This window comes from Flagellimonas algicola (assembly GCF_005937185.1).
Classification (GTDB): domain Bacteria; phylum Bacteroidota; class Bacteroidia; order Flavobacteriales; family Flavobacteriaceae; genus Flagellimonas; species Flagellimonas algicola.
Genome location: NZ_VCNI01000001.1, coordinates 1,659,131 through 1,675,198 on the forward strand (window position 1 = coordinate 1,659,131; position 16,068 = coordinate 1,675,198).

Consider the following 16,068-nt stretch of genomic DNA (forward strand, 5'->3'; position numbering starts at 1 on the left):
CAAAGGTTTATTACTTTCTTGCTGCCAAAGCCAATTGCACTTCTTCAATGGTCATATTCTTGGTTTCCTTTAAATATTTAAAGAGAATGACAAGTCCAATAGCTACGGTACTGGCATAAAAAAGTAGGGTTGAGCTTATACCTAAATTTTCCAATTGCCAGGGGAAAAAAGTTTGAACCAATGAACTGGTTAAGCTGGTCACTAGCGTAAAAAAGGGTATGGCTATACCTCTATTTGATATTGGAAAAATCTCAGAAAAAAGTACCCACATTACAGGACCTAAAGTGGATTGAAAGGCCGCCACAAAACTCAAAATTCCAATAAGAACTAAGAGTCCGTTTATACTTACGGCTTGTTTCAATAAGGAGTCTGCAAACGCTTTTGAATCTTCTTCGCCCAATGATTCAGTGATTGCTTTTTTGAATTCGATATCACTGTCAAAAGCTATTCCAACCAATTTACTTAATCTATTGGAATCGGATAATTCTGTAAGTTCAGTTATATGTTCTTGTTTTAAAGAATAACTGGCTGTTTTGAACCCATAAAAACAAATGCCCAAGCTGATGACAATCCATAACATACCACCAATAATCATGGGGCGACGCCCTATTTTGTCAACCGCCATTAAGCCTAAAAATGTAAAAACCACACTGATCAATCCAATCCAGATGGCCTGAGCGAATGCGGCATTGGTACCCATACCCAATTGTTCGAATACGGTTGGTGCGTAAAATAGTATGGCGTTGATTCCCGTTGACTGCTGCACAATTGCCAGGGTCATGGCAATGATAAATGTGATGCGCATGGGAGGACTAAAAATCTCTTTTAATTGCGTCCAGATAGAATGATCGCTTCCTCCAGCGTTCATGTTTTCCTCCATTTCGGAGACCTGAGTCGTTATCCTGTTTTCAGGAATCACTTTCCGCAAGGTTTTTTTTGCATCTTCAATCCGTCCTTTTAGCATTAGCCAAGCGGGGCTTCTGGGAATAAAGCTCAGGAGTGTAAACCAGAGTAGGGCAAACAATATTTCAGAACCCAGCATCCACCTCCAAGTGTTGGTATCAATTCCCAGGGAGCTTACCCAGTCCGCACCAGAACTGGCTAAATTTTGTATAAAATAATTCATGAAGTAAGCAGCTGACAATCCGACAACAATATTAACCTGAATCATGGTAACCAATTTTCCACGCAGTTTAGGTGGCGCAATTTCGCCTATATACATTGACGCCATTGAAATGGAACTGAAAGCAAGACCGCCTAAAAATCTTGCCCAGAAAAAAACCCAATAATTTGGCGCTAAAGCAGAACCAAAAGCAGAAATCAAATAAATCAAGGCGGAAATTTGCAGTGCCCGTTTTCGACCAATTTTGTCAACCGCATAACCCACAAATATCAAAGCCAGTAAAACGCCCCAGGCAGGTGCTCCCACCGCTATACCCAATTCTAGCTTATTTAAGGAGAATTCATCTGTAAGGTAATTGGTTGTGCCTGAAATCAAGGCAGCATCCAAACCAAAAACAAAACCACCCATGGCAACGATTGTGGCGTAGGTATATGCATTTTTTTTGAATGAACTCATAGTGATGTTATTGGTTTGATTTGATACTTGTTTGGTTGTTGGCCCTTAGAGTTAATCCCAAATAATGGGCATGAAAACAGTCATTTCGCCTTGCCCTCTGTTACTCCAGGTATAGTAAGGAATGAGTTGTGTTGAATAGGTCTCCAGTTTTGGTCGATTCACTTCGTTATACATGTTTGTAAGATGATCTTTTCTAATGAGCAAGTCGGTTTCCAGGGTAGTTACACCGCCCAAGACATCTGGTTTATGAACCGGTTTCAACTTTTCGCTATTAGAGATATAAACGCTGGTAATATCGGTTCCCTCGGGAAGGTCGGGCGATTCCAAAGCATACACCACCGGACCTCTTTTAACGGCTACTTGGTTACGAACTTCCTCAATTCTTGGATGACCCTCAATAAGTTTAGCCTCTAGCGGCATATTTAAATAAATGATATCCCCAGTTTTCCAACTGCGTTCATATCTGAAGAAGTTACCCGCCGCTATATTTTCAAATATTTCATCATTTACCTTGGCCTTGCTTCCTTCTGCCCAAGCAGGAATTCGTAACAATATTTCGAAAGGCTCTGATTTGCTTTCTTCAATATGAATTTCCACGACACCATCCCAAGGATAATTACTTTTCTGGGAAAGCGCTATCGTGGAACCGTCCATTAGCGTAGTTTTTAACCTATTCCCTCCATAAAGATTTACGGCAATCCCGTTTTCTGTTTTACTATATGCCCATGCCGGCGATTTTGCAATGGTGCGCACCAGGTTGGGCGGACAACAGAAACACTCTAAATATGGTTGTCGTTCTGGGAATTCTACATTCATTTTATCGTAATCCAAAGCGCCTTCAATTTTGCGTAAAGGGTTGGAATAGTAATAATCTTTCCCTCCAATACCGATACCTGAAAGAGCGCTGTTGTGAAGTACCAATTCCATAATATCGCCATGTTTTGAATCACCTGTCAGCGTCAACATGCGGTAGTTGAACATCGAATTGCAAATGTTTGCGCAGGTTTCATTATAGGCTGTCATATTGGGCATCATATACTCATCGATAAATCCTTCCTCGATTTTATCTAAACGAGAAGACCTTCCATAGTGGGTCTGCCCTATCGCCCCGGTAACATACATTTTTTTATTGGTGACATTGTCCCACAATCGATTCAGGGCATCAATTAATGCTTTCTCACCTGTTTCTGCATAGACATCGGCGGCGCCGGCATAATAATATAAAGCCAAAACCGCATGGCCGACAGCCTCAGTCTCATCTCGCAACGGAACCCGTTCTTGTACCATATCGCCTATGGGATATCCCACAGTTGCAGTGGTATCTTTAATATCATAAGTGCCGCGAAGATTGATGAACTGCTCTGCCAATTCCAAATAACGTTCATCATTTACTGTGCGGTACAATTCTACCAAACCCATAATCTGGGTTTGATTGAAACCAAAACGCTCCAATTCAGGTTTAATGGGTACAAAAAGATCATAGAGATAGTCGGCATGCTTAATGGCGATATCCAAGAAATTGGTCCGGCCGGTAACACGATGATGAATACAGGCGCTTGTTAACAAATGTCCACTGTTATAGAGTTCATGATACTTTCGGTTGGAAAAAGGTTCCAGGTCTTCACGAATAATAATGGGTGTTGAGAGATAGCCATTTTCTTGTTGGGCCTTGCCAATTATGTTGATAATTTCGTCCATTTCCTGAACAATTTTCTCGTCTTTGTTCACGGCATAGATATATATGCTGGCTTCCATCCATTTATAGAAGTCGCCATCATGCCACCACCAACCTTGATGCTCACCCTCTTTCAGTCCTGCGGCAATTTTGAAATTGTTCAACCCATGGCCAATATCACCTTTTAATAAAGTGCCCATGTACGGAATCATTGTCTCTTCGGCTCGTTTCCATTTATCGGCCCAAAAGCCCTCTGTCCATTGACAATCGCCAATGTCTATACTTTTCAATTTTACGTGTGGACTTTTGGTATTATTGATTATTCCGCGTGCGTTCTCCTTGACCATAGCTATTTTCATGCCTGATAGTTTTGATTTTTTTTCTTGGGACTTGTCCCCATTTTTGTTGCAGGCCACGATGATGGACAGGCCACAAATAAGTGCAACTATTTTTTTCATAGCTCTCACTAATACATATTAGAATTCTTTTTTGTCCCAATGAGCATCCATACGTTCGATATCCTGTTTTTCGTATTGCTTTTTTAACAACCATCGAGGACGTTCAATGGTGGTTTCCCAAGCGAAAAGTTCTTTGTACATATTTCGAAATCGTTCAGGTTCAACTGCTGATAAATTTTTCATCTCCTTTTCGTCATTCGGAAGGTAAAAGAGCTGCGTCGGCCTATCCGGAAAACGTATGAGTTTCCAATCGCCCTTTCGTATGGCCGCTCTTGCGTCGCGTTTCCAGAAGAGGGTTTCATGAGGGCGTTCATTGTTGGTTCCATTAATGTAAGGCAGTAAATCAACACCATCGATGTCCTTCAAGTCTTCAAGATTTCCGCCTGCAGCTTTATAAAAGGTTGGCAGCAAATCAAAAGTGCTTATGGGCTTGTCATATATAATCCCAGATTTTAATTTGCCGGGATACTTCATTAGGAAAGGGACACGAATGCCACCTTCCAAATGGTTCGATTTGATACCGCTCAACGGGTAGTTGCTCGAACCGTTCTTATCAGACGGTCCACCATTATCATTCGTAAAAACAACTATTGTGTTGTCGTCAACATCAAGTTCCTTTAGCTTATCCATAATGTTGCCAACGGCCCTATCCAATGCTAGGCCCATAGCGGCAACAATTTTTCTGTTACCGGTGAGGTTGGGGAACTGTGCCAAATCTTCCGGTTTAGCGTCCATGGGTGTGTGGACGGCATTGAATGAAATAAAGGCAAAGAAGGGCTTGTCAGCTTTTACATTTTTCTCTATAAATAGTATGGCCTCATCTGCCAAGACATCAGTTAAATAGCCATCATGCTCTTTAAATTTACCAAAACCACGCTCCAACTTATTCTGTGGTTCTTTAGGTTCTTCGGTATATTCAAAATAACTACGGGCACCGCCACGGAATCCATAGAACTCATCAAACCCTCTTTTAGTTGGGTGAAAACGATCCGCTCCACCTAAATGCCATTTCCCAAAAATGGCCGTGGAATATCCTTGTTGTTTTAGATAATCAGCCATCGTGATTTCTTCAACCGGAAGCCCCATTTCGTCACCATCGGCGGCAGATACGGCGCTCATAAAGGTGGGTACATTATTCTCCTCATAACCAAATCGGTATTGTGATTTACCGGTAATTAGTCCTGCCCTGGAAGGGCCACACGTAGGATGGGTCACATAGGCTTGGGTAAAGCGCACGCCTTGGGCCGCCAACTTGTCTAAATTCGGTGTAATCATTTCCTTGCTGCCCTGAAAACCAAAATCTGCGTAACCGGCATCATCGGCAAACAATAGAACAATATTAGGTTGTTTGGTACCTGAGGTAACTTTTTTTTGCTGCGCTACACAACCGATTGGAATGTACATCGCAAATGCTAAGACCAAAAGTTTTTTCATTTTCAATGTGTTTACTGTTTCAAAATTACTTTTATAAGGATTGCTGCAATTAGCGCGATTTATCGCATACTAGCTTTATTTTAACCCTATAAGACGTAAAATCTTATTTCTTCGGCAATATGACTGTTAGTTCAACGGTTCCCTGAAGTCCAACACAATTCTAAAGACGTTGGCTAACACGTTCAATTCCTCCCAATTTTAAGATTAGCGCTTCTTGATGGAGCTCCCATTGTGTTTCTCTCACATATCCGTATGCGTTGTAAAAGAATGTCACCATTCCCGACCTTAAAACTGGTTTTGAAGGTTTTCCTTTTGAACATTAGTTTTGTTCCCATTTCCTGTTCTGTTTGAGAATCCGTTCTTTTTGTTCACTGGTTAAACCATGTGTATAATGAAACTCAGGACTATATTTATAACCATGTTCCTTCATTTTGTCATCATGTATATCCAAGCTCAAGTCGCAATCAAAGCGGGTCAATATTGAATGATTTCTATTCCAATCATTAGCGGCATTTGTAAAGTGGGAAATCCCCCAAGTAATGCCCCTGCCATCTTTGGTATCGGTAAATGCATCAGGAACGAATGGCCCACCAGCAACGGGCAGTAATTCGGTAATGGACGCAATCTCAAAATTTACCCAGTCTTTGGCATATTGAATGGTGTTATGCTCCTGACCGTCACGCTGTACAATTGCCGCCACACCTTCTTTAAATGGGAAAAGCGTGGTTTCGTGCCCCGAATTAATTATCGGATTGAGCGGGTGTTTCTCAAAAGGGCCCAATGGATTTTCTGCAATGGCCAAACCCTGCATCCGGATTTTCGAAGGTTTCAGTTCAGGACGTTCGTCAAAATCACTTTTGTAATACAAGTAGATTTTACCTTCATGAACCAAAGGATAGGGGTCGTGAATGGAATACTGGTCCCAAGAACCCTCAGGGCCGTTTGGAATTACCACCTTGTTGGCCGATGTCCATGGACCATCGGGTGAATCGGCATAGGAAACTGCCACTGGACAGAAATCACCCCTTAAACCGCTAGCTTCCATAAAAGCTTGATAGTATAAGTAATATTTGCCTTTCCATTTCAAGATGTCGGTAGTGGTCACTGAACGCCAACCCGGTTCTGGCTTTGGCGGACGTGGAACGGCCACACCTTGTTCCTTCCATGTAAAACCATCTTCAGAGGTAGCATACCAAATTTCAGCTAAATCCCAATCGGCTGATGGAATCGTATCGTTGGCTTCCTTTGCTCTATGCATTCCCACAGCTTTCACAGGTGTATTGCGGTAGGTGTACCACACGTAGTACTTTCCATTTTCAAAAATCACTTTTGACGGATCGCGACGTGTTAAGGTGCCATCCCCGTTGTTATATTCAAAACCTCTAAGCTCGGTATATTTAAATTGTGTGTAGAGCTCATTTTGTTCTGGGCGAAGTGACATATAGGCGTCGTAATTTCTTTCTACGGCCGCGCTTAAAGATCGGTTTGGTTTTTCTTGTGGTGCCAAGAATGGAAAGTCTTCTTGTGATGTTGTTTCAAGGGTCTTTTTTGTTTCGCAACCAAAGGTTGATGTTATCGCAAGACCAAGTATTATTATTTTTTTAATTGGTTTCATCAAATTTAGAATTCGAAGGTTAAGTTGATTGTGATAGGATCATCATCATTTCCAAAATAGTTTTCGGAATTACCTTGCGGCCCCATTTTATCCCCTAACTGAAACTTAGTGCCAATTGGAGGTATATTTTTTACAAATGAAATATCACCTTCCGGAAAATCTACCGAAACTCTGTGATTAGGGTCTTCTTTAGGCTGTTGAGGTGTGAGCATTCGTAAAAAGGTATTCCCCGAATTGCAATACAACGTAAATCCATTGTTGCTTTTCCCTTTTACTTTTACCCAATACAAGCTAGAGTAAAAGCCCTTGAATTCAGGGTATACAAACCCCGATTCTCCAGTAACGGTATTGTTGAAATCATTTTCCCAGACCTTAAATTGCGTTCCTTTCATTCGGTTCCTCCATACGCGATACGGGCCATCGCCCAACCATTTCATCCCTTCAACTTCTTCCTCAGGAAACGAAAAAGTAATTCCCTTAAAGCCTTTAACTATTTTCTTGCCTTTTATTTCTACATGTAAATCGAGCAAACCATTAGGGTAAACCGTCCATTTTATCATATCCGAACTAAATTCCTTGTGCGATGCCCAATTTGGTGACTTATCTGTCATTTCAAATACAGTGATGATCTCCACCTTATTATCCAAAGTTTTAATATCAATCGATTCAATTTTATCCTTGTGGTCAAAAATTATGGGCCCGTTACTTAATGGAATTTCTTTGCCTTTTTTCGCTACCTTTTTTAACAAGCCTGACGTTGTAGAAAATGCATATAACATGTCATTTGTTTCAACCAAAAAAAGACCGTCTTTGGTTTTGGTGATGATCTGCTTGCTTCCTACATCTCTAAACGACCTACTATTTATCTGTTTGGGAGTTTTCACAGGATAACTCCATGTAAATATTTCATTCCCTCCCAGGTCTTTCGCATTTAAATATAGCGCATCCGCTGCCTGCCAATTTGAAGGTTTATCAATTTTAAACGTGCCTTTTTCACTTGGTTCCAAAGCTGGTAATTCAACTATATGTTCTGAAAGTATTTTGACAGCATTGGTTCCTTTGGGGCCATCAAATTGAACCCATTTAGCGGTCAGTTTGCATTCATTCAAATTGGTATAGTGATATCTGTTTTCTACTCTGAAAACTCCATTAAAACTTGGCTTAATAACACGATCTTCAATATAAATGGGAGACCAAACTTCCTTAATTGTAAAATAACTAGCTTCTTTTTCACCATAGGGACCTACAATTCCATCTGCTGCGTGATTCCCATCGGTATCAAGAATTCCGTTTTTATCTGTGCGCACGACGGCCTCATCGGCAAAATCCCATAAGAACCCCCCTGCTGATAAAGGCATATTCCACATTTGCTTCCAATAGTCATCCAACCCCGCTCCATGACCCCCATCATATAAACCGTGCAAGAATTCTGTTGGAAAATATATTTTGTCCCTTGCATAGGTATCATAGGCAAAAATGTGGTAACTGGGGTAATGCATTGTGTTGGTTTTATTGAATATGTTCCAAGGATGGATTACTTCTCTATTTTGAATATCCCAAAGGGCATAATCATCGTCCAATTCGGTGTTCCAGCCGGTTTCATTGCCATTTGCCCAAAGTAAAATAGAAGGGTGATTTACATCACGCACTACCGTTTCTTTCACAATTTTTTCACCAACTTCGGTTTCCAAATGTGGAGAATGCCACGTACAGACTTCATTTATAACAAATAAACCTAAAGAATCGCAGGCGTTTAAAAAGTGAACATCCGGCGGGTAGTGTGACATACGAACCGCATTCATATTCATGTCCTTCATCATTTTAATATGTGCAATGCTCAATGATTTTGATGTTGTACGCCCAGATGATGGATAAAATGAATGACGATTTACACCTTTAAACTTAATCCGCTTACCATTCACATAAATTCCATCTCCTTCTAAAACCTCAACAGTTCTGAAGCCAATTTTTTCATTTGTTCTATGTAAAACTTCATTCTTTTTATTAAGAATTTCAAAACTTAACGTGTATAGATTCGGCTTTTCGGGATTCCAAGTTTTCACATTGTCCGCGGTGGTTGAAACGCTCCACTTCCCTTTAGCCTTTGAAATAACATCAATTTTCAAATCTTGGATTTTAGTACCATTTACATCGGATAGGAAAAGATTCACCGAGGTTGCTTTTTTTGATGTTGTAAAAATTTCAGCATTGATTTGTCCGTCCGCTTTCGCATCCACGGCAACTCGTTCTATATGTTCTTTTGGGAGAACTTGTAGGTAAACAGGTCTAAATATTCCGCCGAAAATCCAAAAATCAGCATTGCGCTCTGCATGGTTGATCGATTCATTGGCAGAAACCTTGTTTACTTTTACCTCCAATAAATTTTCCTCACCATAGTTGAGCAGATCGGTGATAGCATATTTAAATTCGTAAAAAGCGCCTTGGTGAATTTCCCCGGCCAGTTTACCATTTATTTTAACCTCTGCATCGGTCATTACGCCTTCAAACACAAGTTTTATTTCTTTATTCTTCCATTCTAGTGGAGCCCTAAATTGATGTTTATAAAGACCATATTCACTATATACCTCTTTTCCAAAACGTTTATCGTGACCATAATTGTAATTCCCAAAGCCCTGTAACTCCCAACAAGAAGGCACCCCGATTTTAGTCCATTTTTCACTTTTCATTCCTCCTGAAATGTAAAAATCCCATTCGACCATATTATCCTTGTCCGTACCGGAAAGGTATTGTCTTTGAGTTTCTACCGATTGTGCATTAATGGTGGCGTAAAGTGACGAAATCACGAAAAGCAGAAATAGTATCGATTTATTGCCCATAATTGTATTTTCAAATTGTGAATCTCACGATCCATGTCCCAAAATGCATAGTAATTTGGATTGGATCTTTTACCTCTACCACAGGTCCTCACCATATTCCCATCCCCTACGAACCGGCTCCTTGATGTAGGCGTTCAACTCAGGACGGTTGGTTATTCGCATATTCTTTGCATCCCATTCAATTTTACCTCCAAAACGCTGTGCAAGGACTCCGATAAGTGCCACTTCTGTCATCGGGGCAGCGTAATCGAAATTTGAACCAGGTTCGGGCCCACCATTTTTGATGGCATTGACCCATTCCTTATGGGGTCCCATTTCGACTCGAGGATATTTCTCTTTTATGATTACATTTTCTTTGAAAATCTCATCAGATTTCCTGGTAGCAAGTCTAGGGTTGTTGGAACGTTCATCCAAAAAGGCATTTTGTTTGTCTCCATACCAAAAAGAGCCACTTTTGCGTTCCTCCATATCCCATTCTTCAGGTTGCTTAAGACTTGGACCTCCATTGGCAATACCGTCATACCAGTACATCGAACAAGGGGCTTTATTCCCACGGACGGGAAAATCCCATCGAACAACAGAGTAATCCGGTAACATACCTTCCATCGAAGGGCCACGTTCCACACATTCAACAACCGTAGGCTCGTAGAGGTCCAAAATCCATACCGGACCATCCCCAATATGGCAAAACCAATCCCCCAATTGTCCCAAACCAAATTCATAGAACCCACGCCAAGAAAGTGGATGATAGATTTCGTTATAATTTGTCTTTTTATTTGGTCCAAGCCATAGTTTCCAGTTCACCTCTTTAGGAACTCGCTGTTTTTTAGGCGGAATTTGAGATGGTCGAGCAAAATATTTACTCTCAAATTTTGGTCCTGGATGGCCCATATGCACTTCCCTGACTTGTCCGAACATATCGGCTTCGTACCATTCGCGCATAGCACGTATGCCGTCATATGTGTGACCTTGATTACCCATGTTGGTCACTACTTTGTATCTATCTTTGGCTTTTTTAAGGGTACGGGCCTGCCAAATATTATGTGTTAATGGTTTTTGGGTGAATACGTGCTTTCCCCGTTGCATAGCGTCCATGGTTGCCACAAAATGCGTATGATCCGGAGTGTTCACGCAAACGGCATCAATATCCTTTCCCATTTTATCAAGCATGACCCTGAAGTCATTAAAGGCTGGTGTTCCTGCCATATGAGCCGGGAATTGGCGACTATCTATATCGCAGAGGGCTACAATATTTTCATTTTCGAATCCTTTGTATGCTTGGGCAGCTATACCGCCTGCACCGATTAGGGCAATATTCAACTTGCTATTTGCCGATACGCCAGGTTTCCCAATTGAAAAATTGGGTAGTAAGAATGCAGCAGCAGCAGCTGAAGAGCTTTTTTTGACGAAAGAACGACGAGATGTTTTCATATTTTAAGTTTTTCAGTGCGTTTTATTAATTTTTTAATCAGGGGTATTTAAAAAGGTGATGATGTATTGAAATCCCTTTTTTACCAAATGGTCTACACTAGGTATTTCAGCATATGGATTGCTGTAGCATTCCGATATAGCTGCACTATTATCTTCTCTCGTTAACCTAGAAATATTGGATTGTTGAGCGAATCCATTGCTAACAATGAATACATTGATTAGGGTTAAAAAAACAAGACTCACCGTCTTCATAAATATTTCGTTTAAAAAGTAAATCGTAATGAGCTAATAGCATCCTTTTTACGATTAATTCCTAGCACATAATTGCTTCCTCGCCCGCATTAATTATCGGTCCAATAATCCATAACAAAGACATCCTCTATAATTGGCCCTACTTTACTTACCAAATCTAAATGCGCTTTATGAAATAGATAAACTTCTCTAGCGTGCTCATCACTAAAGGTCAGGGTAAAGCCATGTGTAAATCCGTTGCTGTGTCCTTCTTCACTATCATTCAGTCCCCATTCCATTTTTGCAATCTCTGGAATTTCGTTCTTGAGATTTTCAAAAGCTTTTATAGCAACATTGATTTGTTGTTCCGTGGCATCCGCTTTGTATTTTAAATTTACTATATGCCTTAAAACTTTTCCATTTCTATTGATTTTAGGGGAGATCTTATAAGTCACCAACTTTTTTAGATCAAAACTGTTAGAACCGGCAATAAGAAAATCTTCACCAGCAATTTTATGAGACCTTAAACCATAGTAGATCGGAAATCCGGTTTCTAAATAATTTATTGGAGTAAGAATTCCATTTTCATCCAGTCTACAAAGTTGAATGCTAGTATCGTCTCTTGTGCCTACGGCCAACACGGCTTCGTTGTTTTTCACATGAACAATTTCAATCCTTGTTTGCCCTGATAGTTTGGTGCTTTCATCATCAAGCAAGATGGAATGAGGTGCCAAAGCGCCTTTATTATTTACTTTAAATACACTTACACCGTCGCCATGGTAAACAAAGTCAGGTCTTTTAATAAAGCCGCTTCTGGTATAATATTTATGATGCCTATGACCTACAATAACATAATAATTTCCTCCCAATTTCACACCGGTTACGGGATAAGCTCCGGTGAGGTATCTGTCCGTTGTATTGTCTGAAATATTGTTGATATTCTTGAATTTACCATTTTCATAAACTCTAAAACTACTTATGCCATTATCTTGAAACCCTCCTGTATATAAAAAGGTCTTTCCATTGATTTTATGGGTAAACATGCCAATAATTCCATCAGTATGGATTTTATCATTGTCTTTAACAGATTGCACATGGGTAAGTTTCCCATCATTATGTATTTTGAAACAACTCAGACCGGGTGTCTCTTCCAAGCCACCAACAAAAAGGTATGATGATTGTTTCATATGCACCACTTGCAAAGTAATTGCGACTCCAAGGTGCATTTCATCTGTATCCTCAATCATATAAGCACGTTCAAGAGATCCATTGTCCAAAATTGTAAATACCTCAATTACATTTCCGAATTTGTTGGCTACAAATAGAAAATCCGTACCATTAATATTATCGGCGACCATACCTCGGGCCGGTCCTTTGTTTTTATATAGTTCATGACTGCTTATGGGGTTTAGCTTGCCATTTTTGTTTAAACTGTAAACATCTATATTTCCAGCACCCCCCGCGTAAACTACATGATTACCATCTTTTTCATAGCTTGTTACAGAAACCGTGTTGTTTCCAGATATATTTTTGAAGTCTTTTCGATACAGCATTAATTTGTTGGAAGCTTGCGCCAAACAAATGTGCGGTAGAAGTGATAGAATAATGAGCAAGTAACCTTTTATACCATTCATAGTTTTTTATTTATATTGATGTTTTACCGCTAACAAGAATATGCCAGTCTTGTTTTATGGCTTAAACCTCTTCGCTTCCAACAACGCATAACACCCAAATAGCACCATTTTTCTTATTGCAGGTAATCCGAGTATTTGTTGAAATAGGATTGCAATAGCTGCTTTTGGTCTTCTGACAATTTTTGTTTGTTCAAAAACCAATAGATTCTTCTGTTTAAAATTGAATAATCTTCTTCAAGCAAGGGAATCATTTTTTTTATGGCTTCGTCGGATGCGACGTTCTTCTTTTCAAGAATGGTAAGAAACAGATCGATTTCCTGATAATTTCTCGAAGCTGTAAGCTTCGCCAAAAACCCATTTAAATAAGCTGGTGGAGGAGAAATTCCATAACCCAGCATTGAATTCCATAACATGGTTCTTCTCTTTTTGGATTCTGTTTCCAACAAGTTTTTAACGGCCTCAAAATAGAGCGCCGTGGGGGCTTCCTCGAGATAATTGAGCGCCTCTTTAAAAAAATGCTGCCCTATTTCCGATTTCGACGCCTGTTCCGTTATCGCTTTAAGTACAGCATCAGCATAATGTTTGCGTTTGGTGAACTCCTGCAGAGCAAATTCTTGCGTTATTCGGTCAGGGGCCTTCAGGTAGGTAAGCAGCTCTTCTTTATCGGACAATTTTCCGGTTATTCTTTGAATTTCGCTTACCGCTTCCCCATTGGCCCAATGCCATAAGGTGTAGCATGTCCATGCTCCGCCCAACACGGTTTTTTCTTCATCAAAAACGATGGACGTTTCCCCGGTGACGGCATCCACCTGACTTTCGCCATGAACTTTTTTGTGTGTTATTTCATAGTAAGAAAGATCGGCATAAGGAGAGCTTTTGTCCTTTAAGATTCGGTGCAGCTGTTCATAATCTTCGGGTAAAAACGGTTTGCCCTCTTTTTTTTCCAGAATTCTTCCATGCGTCAGTTCATATTTGCGATAGGTTCCAAAAGCGTCCCAATGCATTCTAATCGGAACAATTTTACAACGATGATCAACGTAGATTACAGATTCGACGTCAAGATAATAGCCATCAATTTCATCGTTTTTTCCTCTTATCTCCCAAAGGTAAAATTCGTTGGACTGTCCTTCTTCAAAAGCCGGATGGTCAATGGTGACCAAGTGTTTTTTAACATCTTGACCATCTCCAATGTTAAAGAAGAAACTCGATAAAAGGAAAGCGATGAATATGTAATCGATGAACACTTTCATTTTTTATAACATCTAACCTCATATAACCTGCCAACCTGGGCTCCATAAGTTTCCTCCAAAGTGATACGAATGGCGGTGGTCTTAATGGTGTCAAAATTAAATTTGATCAAGCGCCTATTGTTTTCCTCCTTCTGACCAATTTTGGTCCATTTTCCCTGCGACCTCATTTCTAATTTTAATGATTTCAGCAGCTCGGGTGGTATTGTGGTTGTGAATTGGTCATCTTCTCGGGAATCACTTCGCAGCATTAAATTTTTACGTGTATTGGTATCGCACTTAATTTCTACTTTGGAAAGCGTTATGGGCTTTTCCCATTCAAAGGTTACTTCGGCGGGTAGACCATCTGATTGCCAATGATTGATTTCCTCTCTTTCCTGTACGTCTCTTGAGTAACCATTTGTTAAAAGTTTGACATCTCCTGAACTGGTGGAGGATGCAAAAATTTCAGTGGCTTTTGGAGCCAAATCGTTTTTATCTTTTGAGGGTCTGTTAGGAATATAGGCATCATCCCTTAAAAGTTGCTCCTGCAACTCATTAATATGTGAATCCCGGAGTTCCCTGGGGTTAATGGACTTCTTAACACACAAAGCTGCAGCGGTTCCAACAGCCTGTCCCATGGTGGCGCAGGTACCTTGTAATCTTGTTGAAGACAGGGCAATATGTGAAACACTTACATTACGCCCTGCAAAAAGCAGATTGGGAACGTTTTGGGAATAGAGGCAAGCAAATGGAATTTCGTAAACTTTGTCAAATCGGTAATGAAAATAACTTGCGGGTTCACTTAGATTTTCAATTCCTCCAGGGTTGTGTTCGTCCAATGACCAACCACCATATCCCACTGCGTCTTCAAAATGGTGATGGTTCATCAGGTCAACTTCGGTAAGGATGTGATCGCCCATAAATCTTCTAGATTCCCTTTTACCGGGGATGGAAGCCACCCAATCCAAAGCAAAATTTTCTGATTCGGGGTGGTTCCCCGAATTTTTTATATAATCCCAAACACCATATAAATGACCCATTAGTCGATGCCTAATTTCTTCGGTTTCACCAATGATATCTTTATCGCTTCCCACTTCGACCCACCAAAAACCATGGGTAAAGGGAAGGACGGAACGGTGCATTTTTGGTTTGTGCCCTTCGGTATAGGGAATAGCAAAAGAAGGCGGTTTGTATGGCATCGGTCTACCCATATCTTTTGAATGAAGAATAAGGGAAGCGCCCATTTGCCAATTATCCGGCTCATCCGGAGCATATTTCTCATTAAACTCCGCCTTCCCTTCCCTACCTGTTCGGTAAAGTGCTCCGGAAGTTGCGGCCATTAATCCATCACCTGAACAATCTATAAAATGTTTGGCGTAGATGGTATATTCTGTTTCCGTTGTCAATTGCCAACATTTCACCGATTTTATCTTCTTTCCTTTCATTTTGGCCTCAATGGCCTGGGTGTTCATCATTACCTTGAGGTTAGGTTCCTGCGTTACATAATCATAAATGACATGGTCCCAAACATTATAGGCACCCTGCGGATTATTAAAGCGGTTGTGCAGGAGAATTTCCTCAACAATGCCGGTTTCCCTTTCGGGATGGCCATCTCTCAAATGGGTAACACCATTAAGGTGGACACGAATCTCACTTGATGCATTACCACCAAGAACTGAGCGGTCTTGCACCAATATTGTTTTGGCCCCATTTCTGGCAGAACTTACCGCAGCACAACATCCTGCCACACCACCCCCAGCAACCAGAACATCTACGTGCAACTCCTTTTTTCGTGTTGGCTTTCCTTTTTTACCGGTACCGACCTGATACCAATTATCTGATCTTCTTTCACCTCCATCAGTGTTAGATTCTACCGTACTTATGGACAACGGTATCATAGTTGCTGAAACAGCCCCCGTTGTTCCTTTTTTTATGAAATTTCTTC

At 40.6% G+C, this 16,068-nt stretch carries 9 protein-coding genes; all 9 read right to left on the minus strand.

Annotation, left to right across the window (positions count from 1 at the left end):
* Positions 1–10 precede the first annotated feature (10 nt).
* The 9 genes from FGG15_RS07250 to FGG15_RS07290 all read right to left on the minus strand — a co-directional run bounded on the left by FGG15_RS07250 (position 11) and on the right by FGG15_RS07290 (position 16,021).
* The gene (locus FGG15_RS07250) at positions 11–1,579 is read right to left on the minus strand and encodes an MFS transporter (RefSeq protein WP_138834713.1); all 1,569 of its coding nucleotides are present in this window, start codon (positions 1,577–1,579) and stop codon (positions 11–13) included.
* 51 nt (positions 1,580–1,630) lie between these two features.
* Positions 1,631–3,712, minus strand: a complete 2,082-nt coding sequence (locus FGG15_RS07255) for a glycoside hydrolase family 127 protein (protein WP_313790983.1) — start codon at positions 3,710–3,712, stop codon at positions 1,631–1,633.
* An 18-nt stretch (positions 3,713–3,730) separates the two neighbouring features.
* Positions 3,731–5,146, minus strand: coding sequence for a sulfatase (locus FGG15_RS07260; protein WP_138834715.1), 1,416 nt, complete (start codon positions 5,144–5,146; stop codon positions 3,731–3,733).
* Between the two features lie 319 nt (positions 5,147–5,465).
* On the minus strand, positions 5,466–6,761 hold the full coding sequence (locus tag FGG15_RS07265; protein WP_138834717.1) for a glycoside hydrolase family 117 protein: 1,296 nt from the start codon (positions 6,759–6,761) through the stop codon (positions 5,466–5,468).
* A gap of 5 nt (positions 6,762–6,766) precedes the next feature.
* Positions 6,767–9,598: a glycoside hydrolase family 2 protein gene (locus FGG15_RS07270; RefSeq protein WP_138834719.1), complete on the minus strand. Its 2,832-nt coding sequence runs from the start codon at positions 9,596–9,598 to the stop codon at positions 6,767–6,769.
* A gap of 75 nt (positions 9,599–9,673) precedes the next feature.
* The gene (locus FGG15_RS07275; protein WP_138834721.1) at positions 9,674–11,029 is read right to left on the minus strand and encodes a Gfo/Idh/MocA family protein; all 1,356 of its coding nucleotides are present in this window, start codon (positions 11,027–11,029) and stop codon (positions 9,674–9,676) included.
* Positions 11,030–11,370: 341 nt separating this feature from the next.
* Positions 11,371–12,894, minus strand: a complete 1,524-nt coding sequence (locus FGG15_RS07280) for a Dabb family protein (protein ID WP_138834723.1) — start codon at positions 12,892–12,894, stop codon at positions 11,371–11,373.
* A 113-nt stretch (positions 12,895–13,007) separates the two neighbouring features.
* Complete coding sequence (locus FGG15_RS07285) at positions 13,008–14,144, minus strand: hypothetical protein (protein WP_138834726.1); 1,137 nt, start codon at positions 14,142–14,144, stop codon at positions 13,008–13,010.
* A complete protein-coding gene (locus FGG15_RS07290) occupies positions 14,141–16,021 on the minus strand; it encodes an FAD-dependent oxidoreductase (protein WP_237561768.1) in 1,881 nt (626 codons plus the stop codon). The genes FGG15_RS07285 and FGG15_RS07290 overlap by 4 nt, the downstream gene beginning before the upstream one ends.
* Between the last annotated feature and the right edge of the window lie 47 nt (positions 16,022–16,068).

Coding starts and splice junctions, on each gene's coding strand:
- FGG15_RS07255 (WP_313790983.1), bottom strand. CDS start 3,712: ATGAAAAAAATAGTTGCACTTATTTGTGGCCTGTCCATCATCGTGGCC.
- FGG15_RS07265 (WP_138834717.1), bottom strand. CDS start 6,761: ATGAAACCAATTAAAAAAATAATAATACTTGGTCTTGCGATAACATCA.
- FGG15_RS07260 (WP_138834715.1), bottom strand. CDS start 5,146: ATGAAAAAACTTTTGGTCTTAGCATTTGCGATGTACATTCCAATCGGT.
- FGG15_RS07250 (WP_138834713.1), bottom strand. CDS start 1,579: ATGAGTTCATTCAAAAAAAATGCATATACCTACGCCACAATCGTTGCC.
- FGG15_RS07280 (WP_138834723.1), bottom strand. CDS start 12,894: ATGAATGGTATAAAAGGTTACTTGCTCATTATTCTATCACTTCTACCG.
- FGG15_RS07270 (WP_138834719.1), bottom strand. CDS start 9,598: ATGGGCAATAAATCGATACTATTTCTGCTTTTCGTGATTTCGTCACTT.
- FGG15_RS07275 (WP_138834721.1), bottom strand. CDS start 11,029: ATGAAAACATCTCGTCGTTCTTTCGTCAAAAAAAGCTCTTCAGCTGCT.
- FGG15_RS07285 (WP_138834726.1), bottom strand. CDS start 14,144: ATGAAAGTGTTCATCGATTACATATTCATCGCTTTCCTTTTATCGAGT.
- FGG15_RS07290 (WP_237561768.1), bottom strand. CDS start 16,021: ATGATACCGTTGTCCATAAGTACGGTAGAATCTAACACTGATGGAGGT.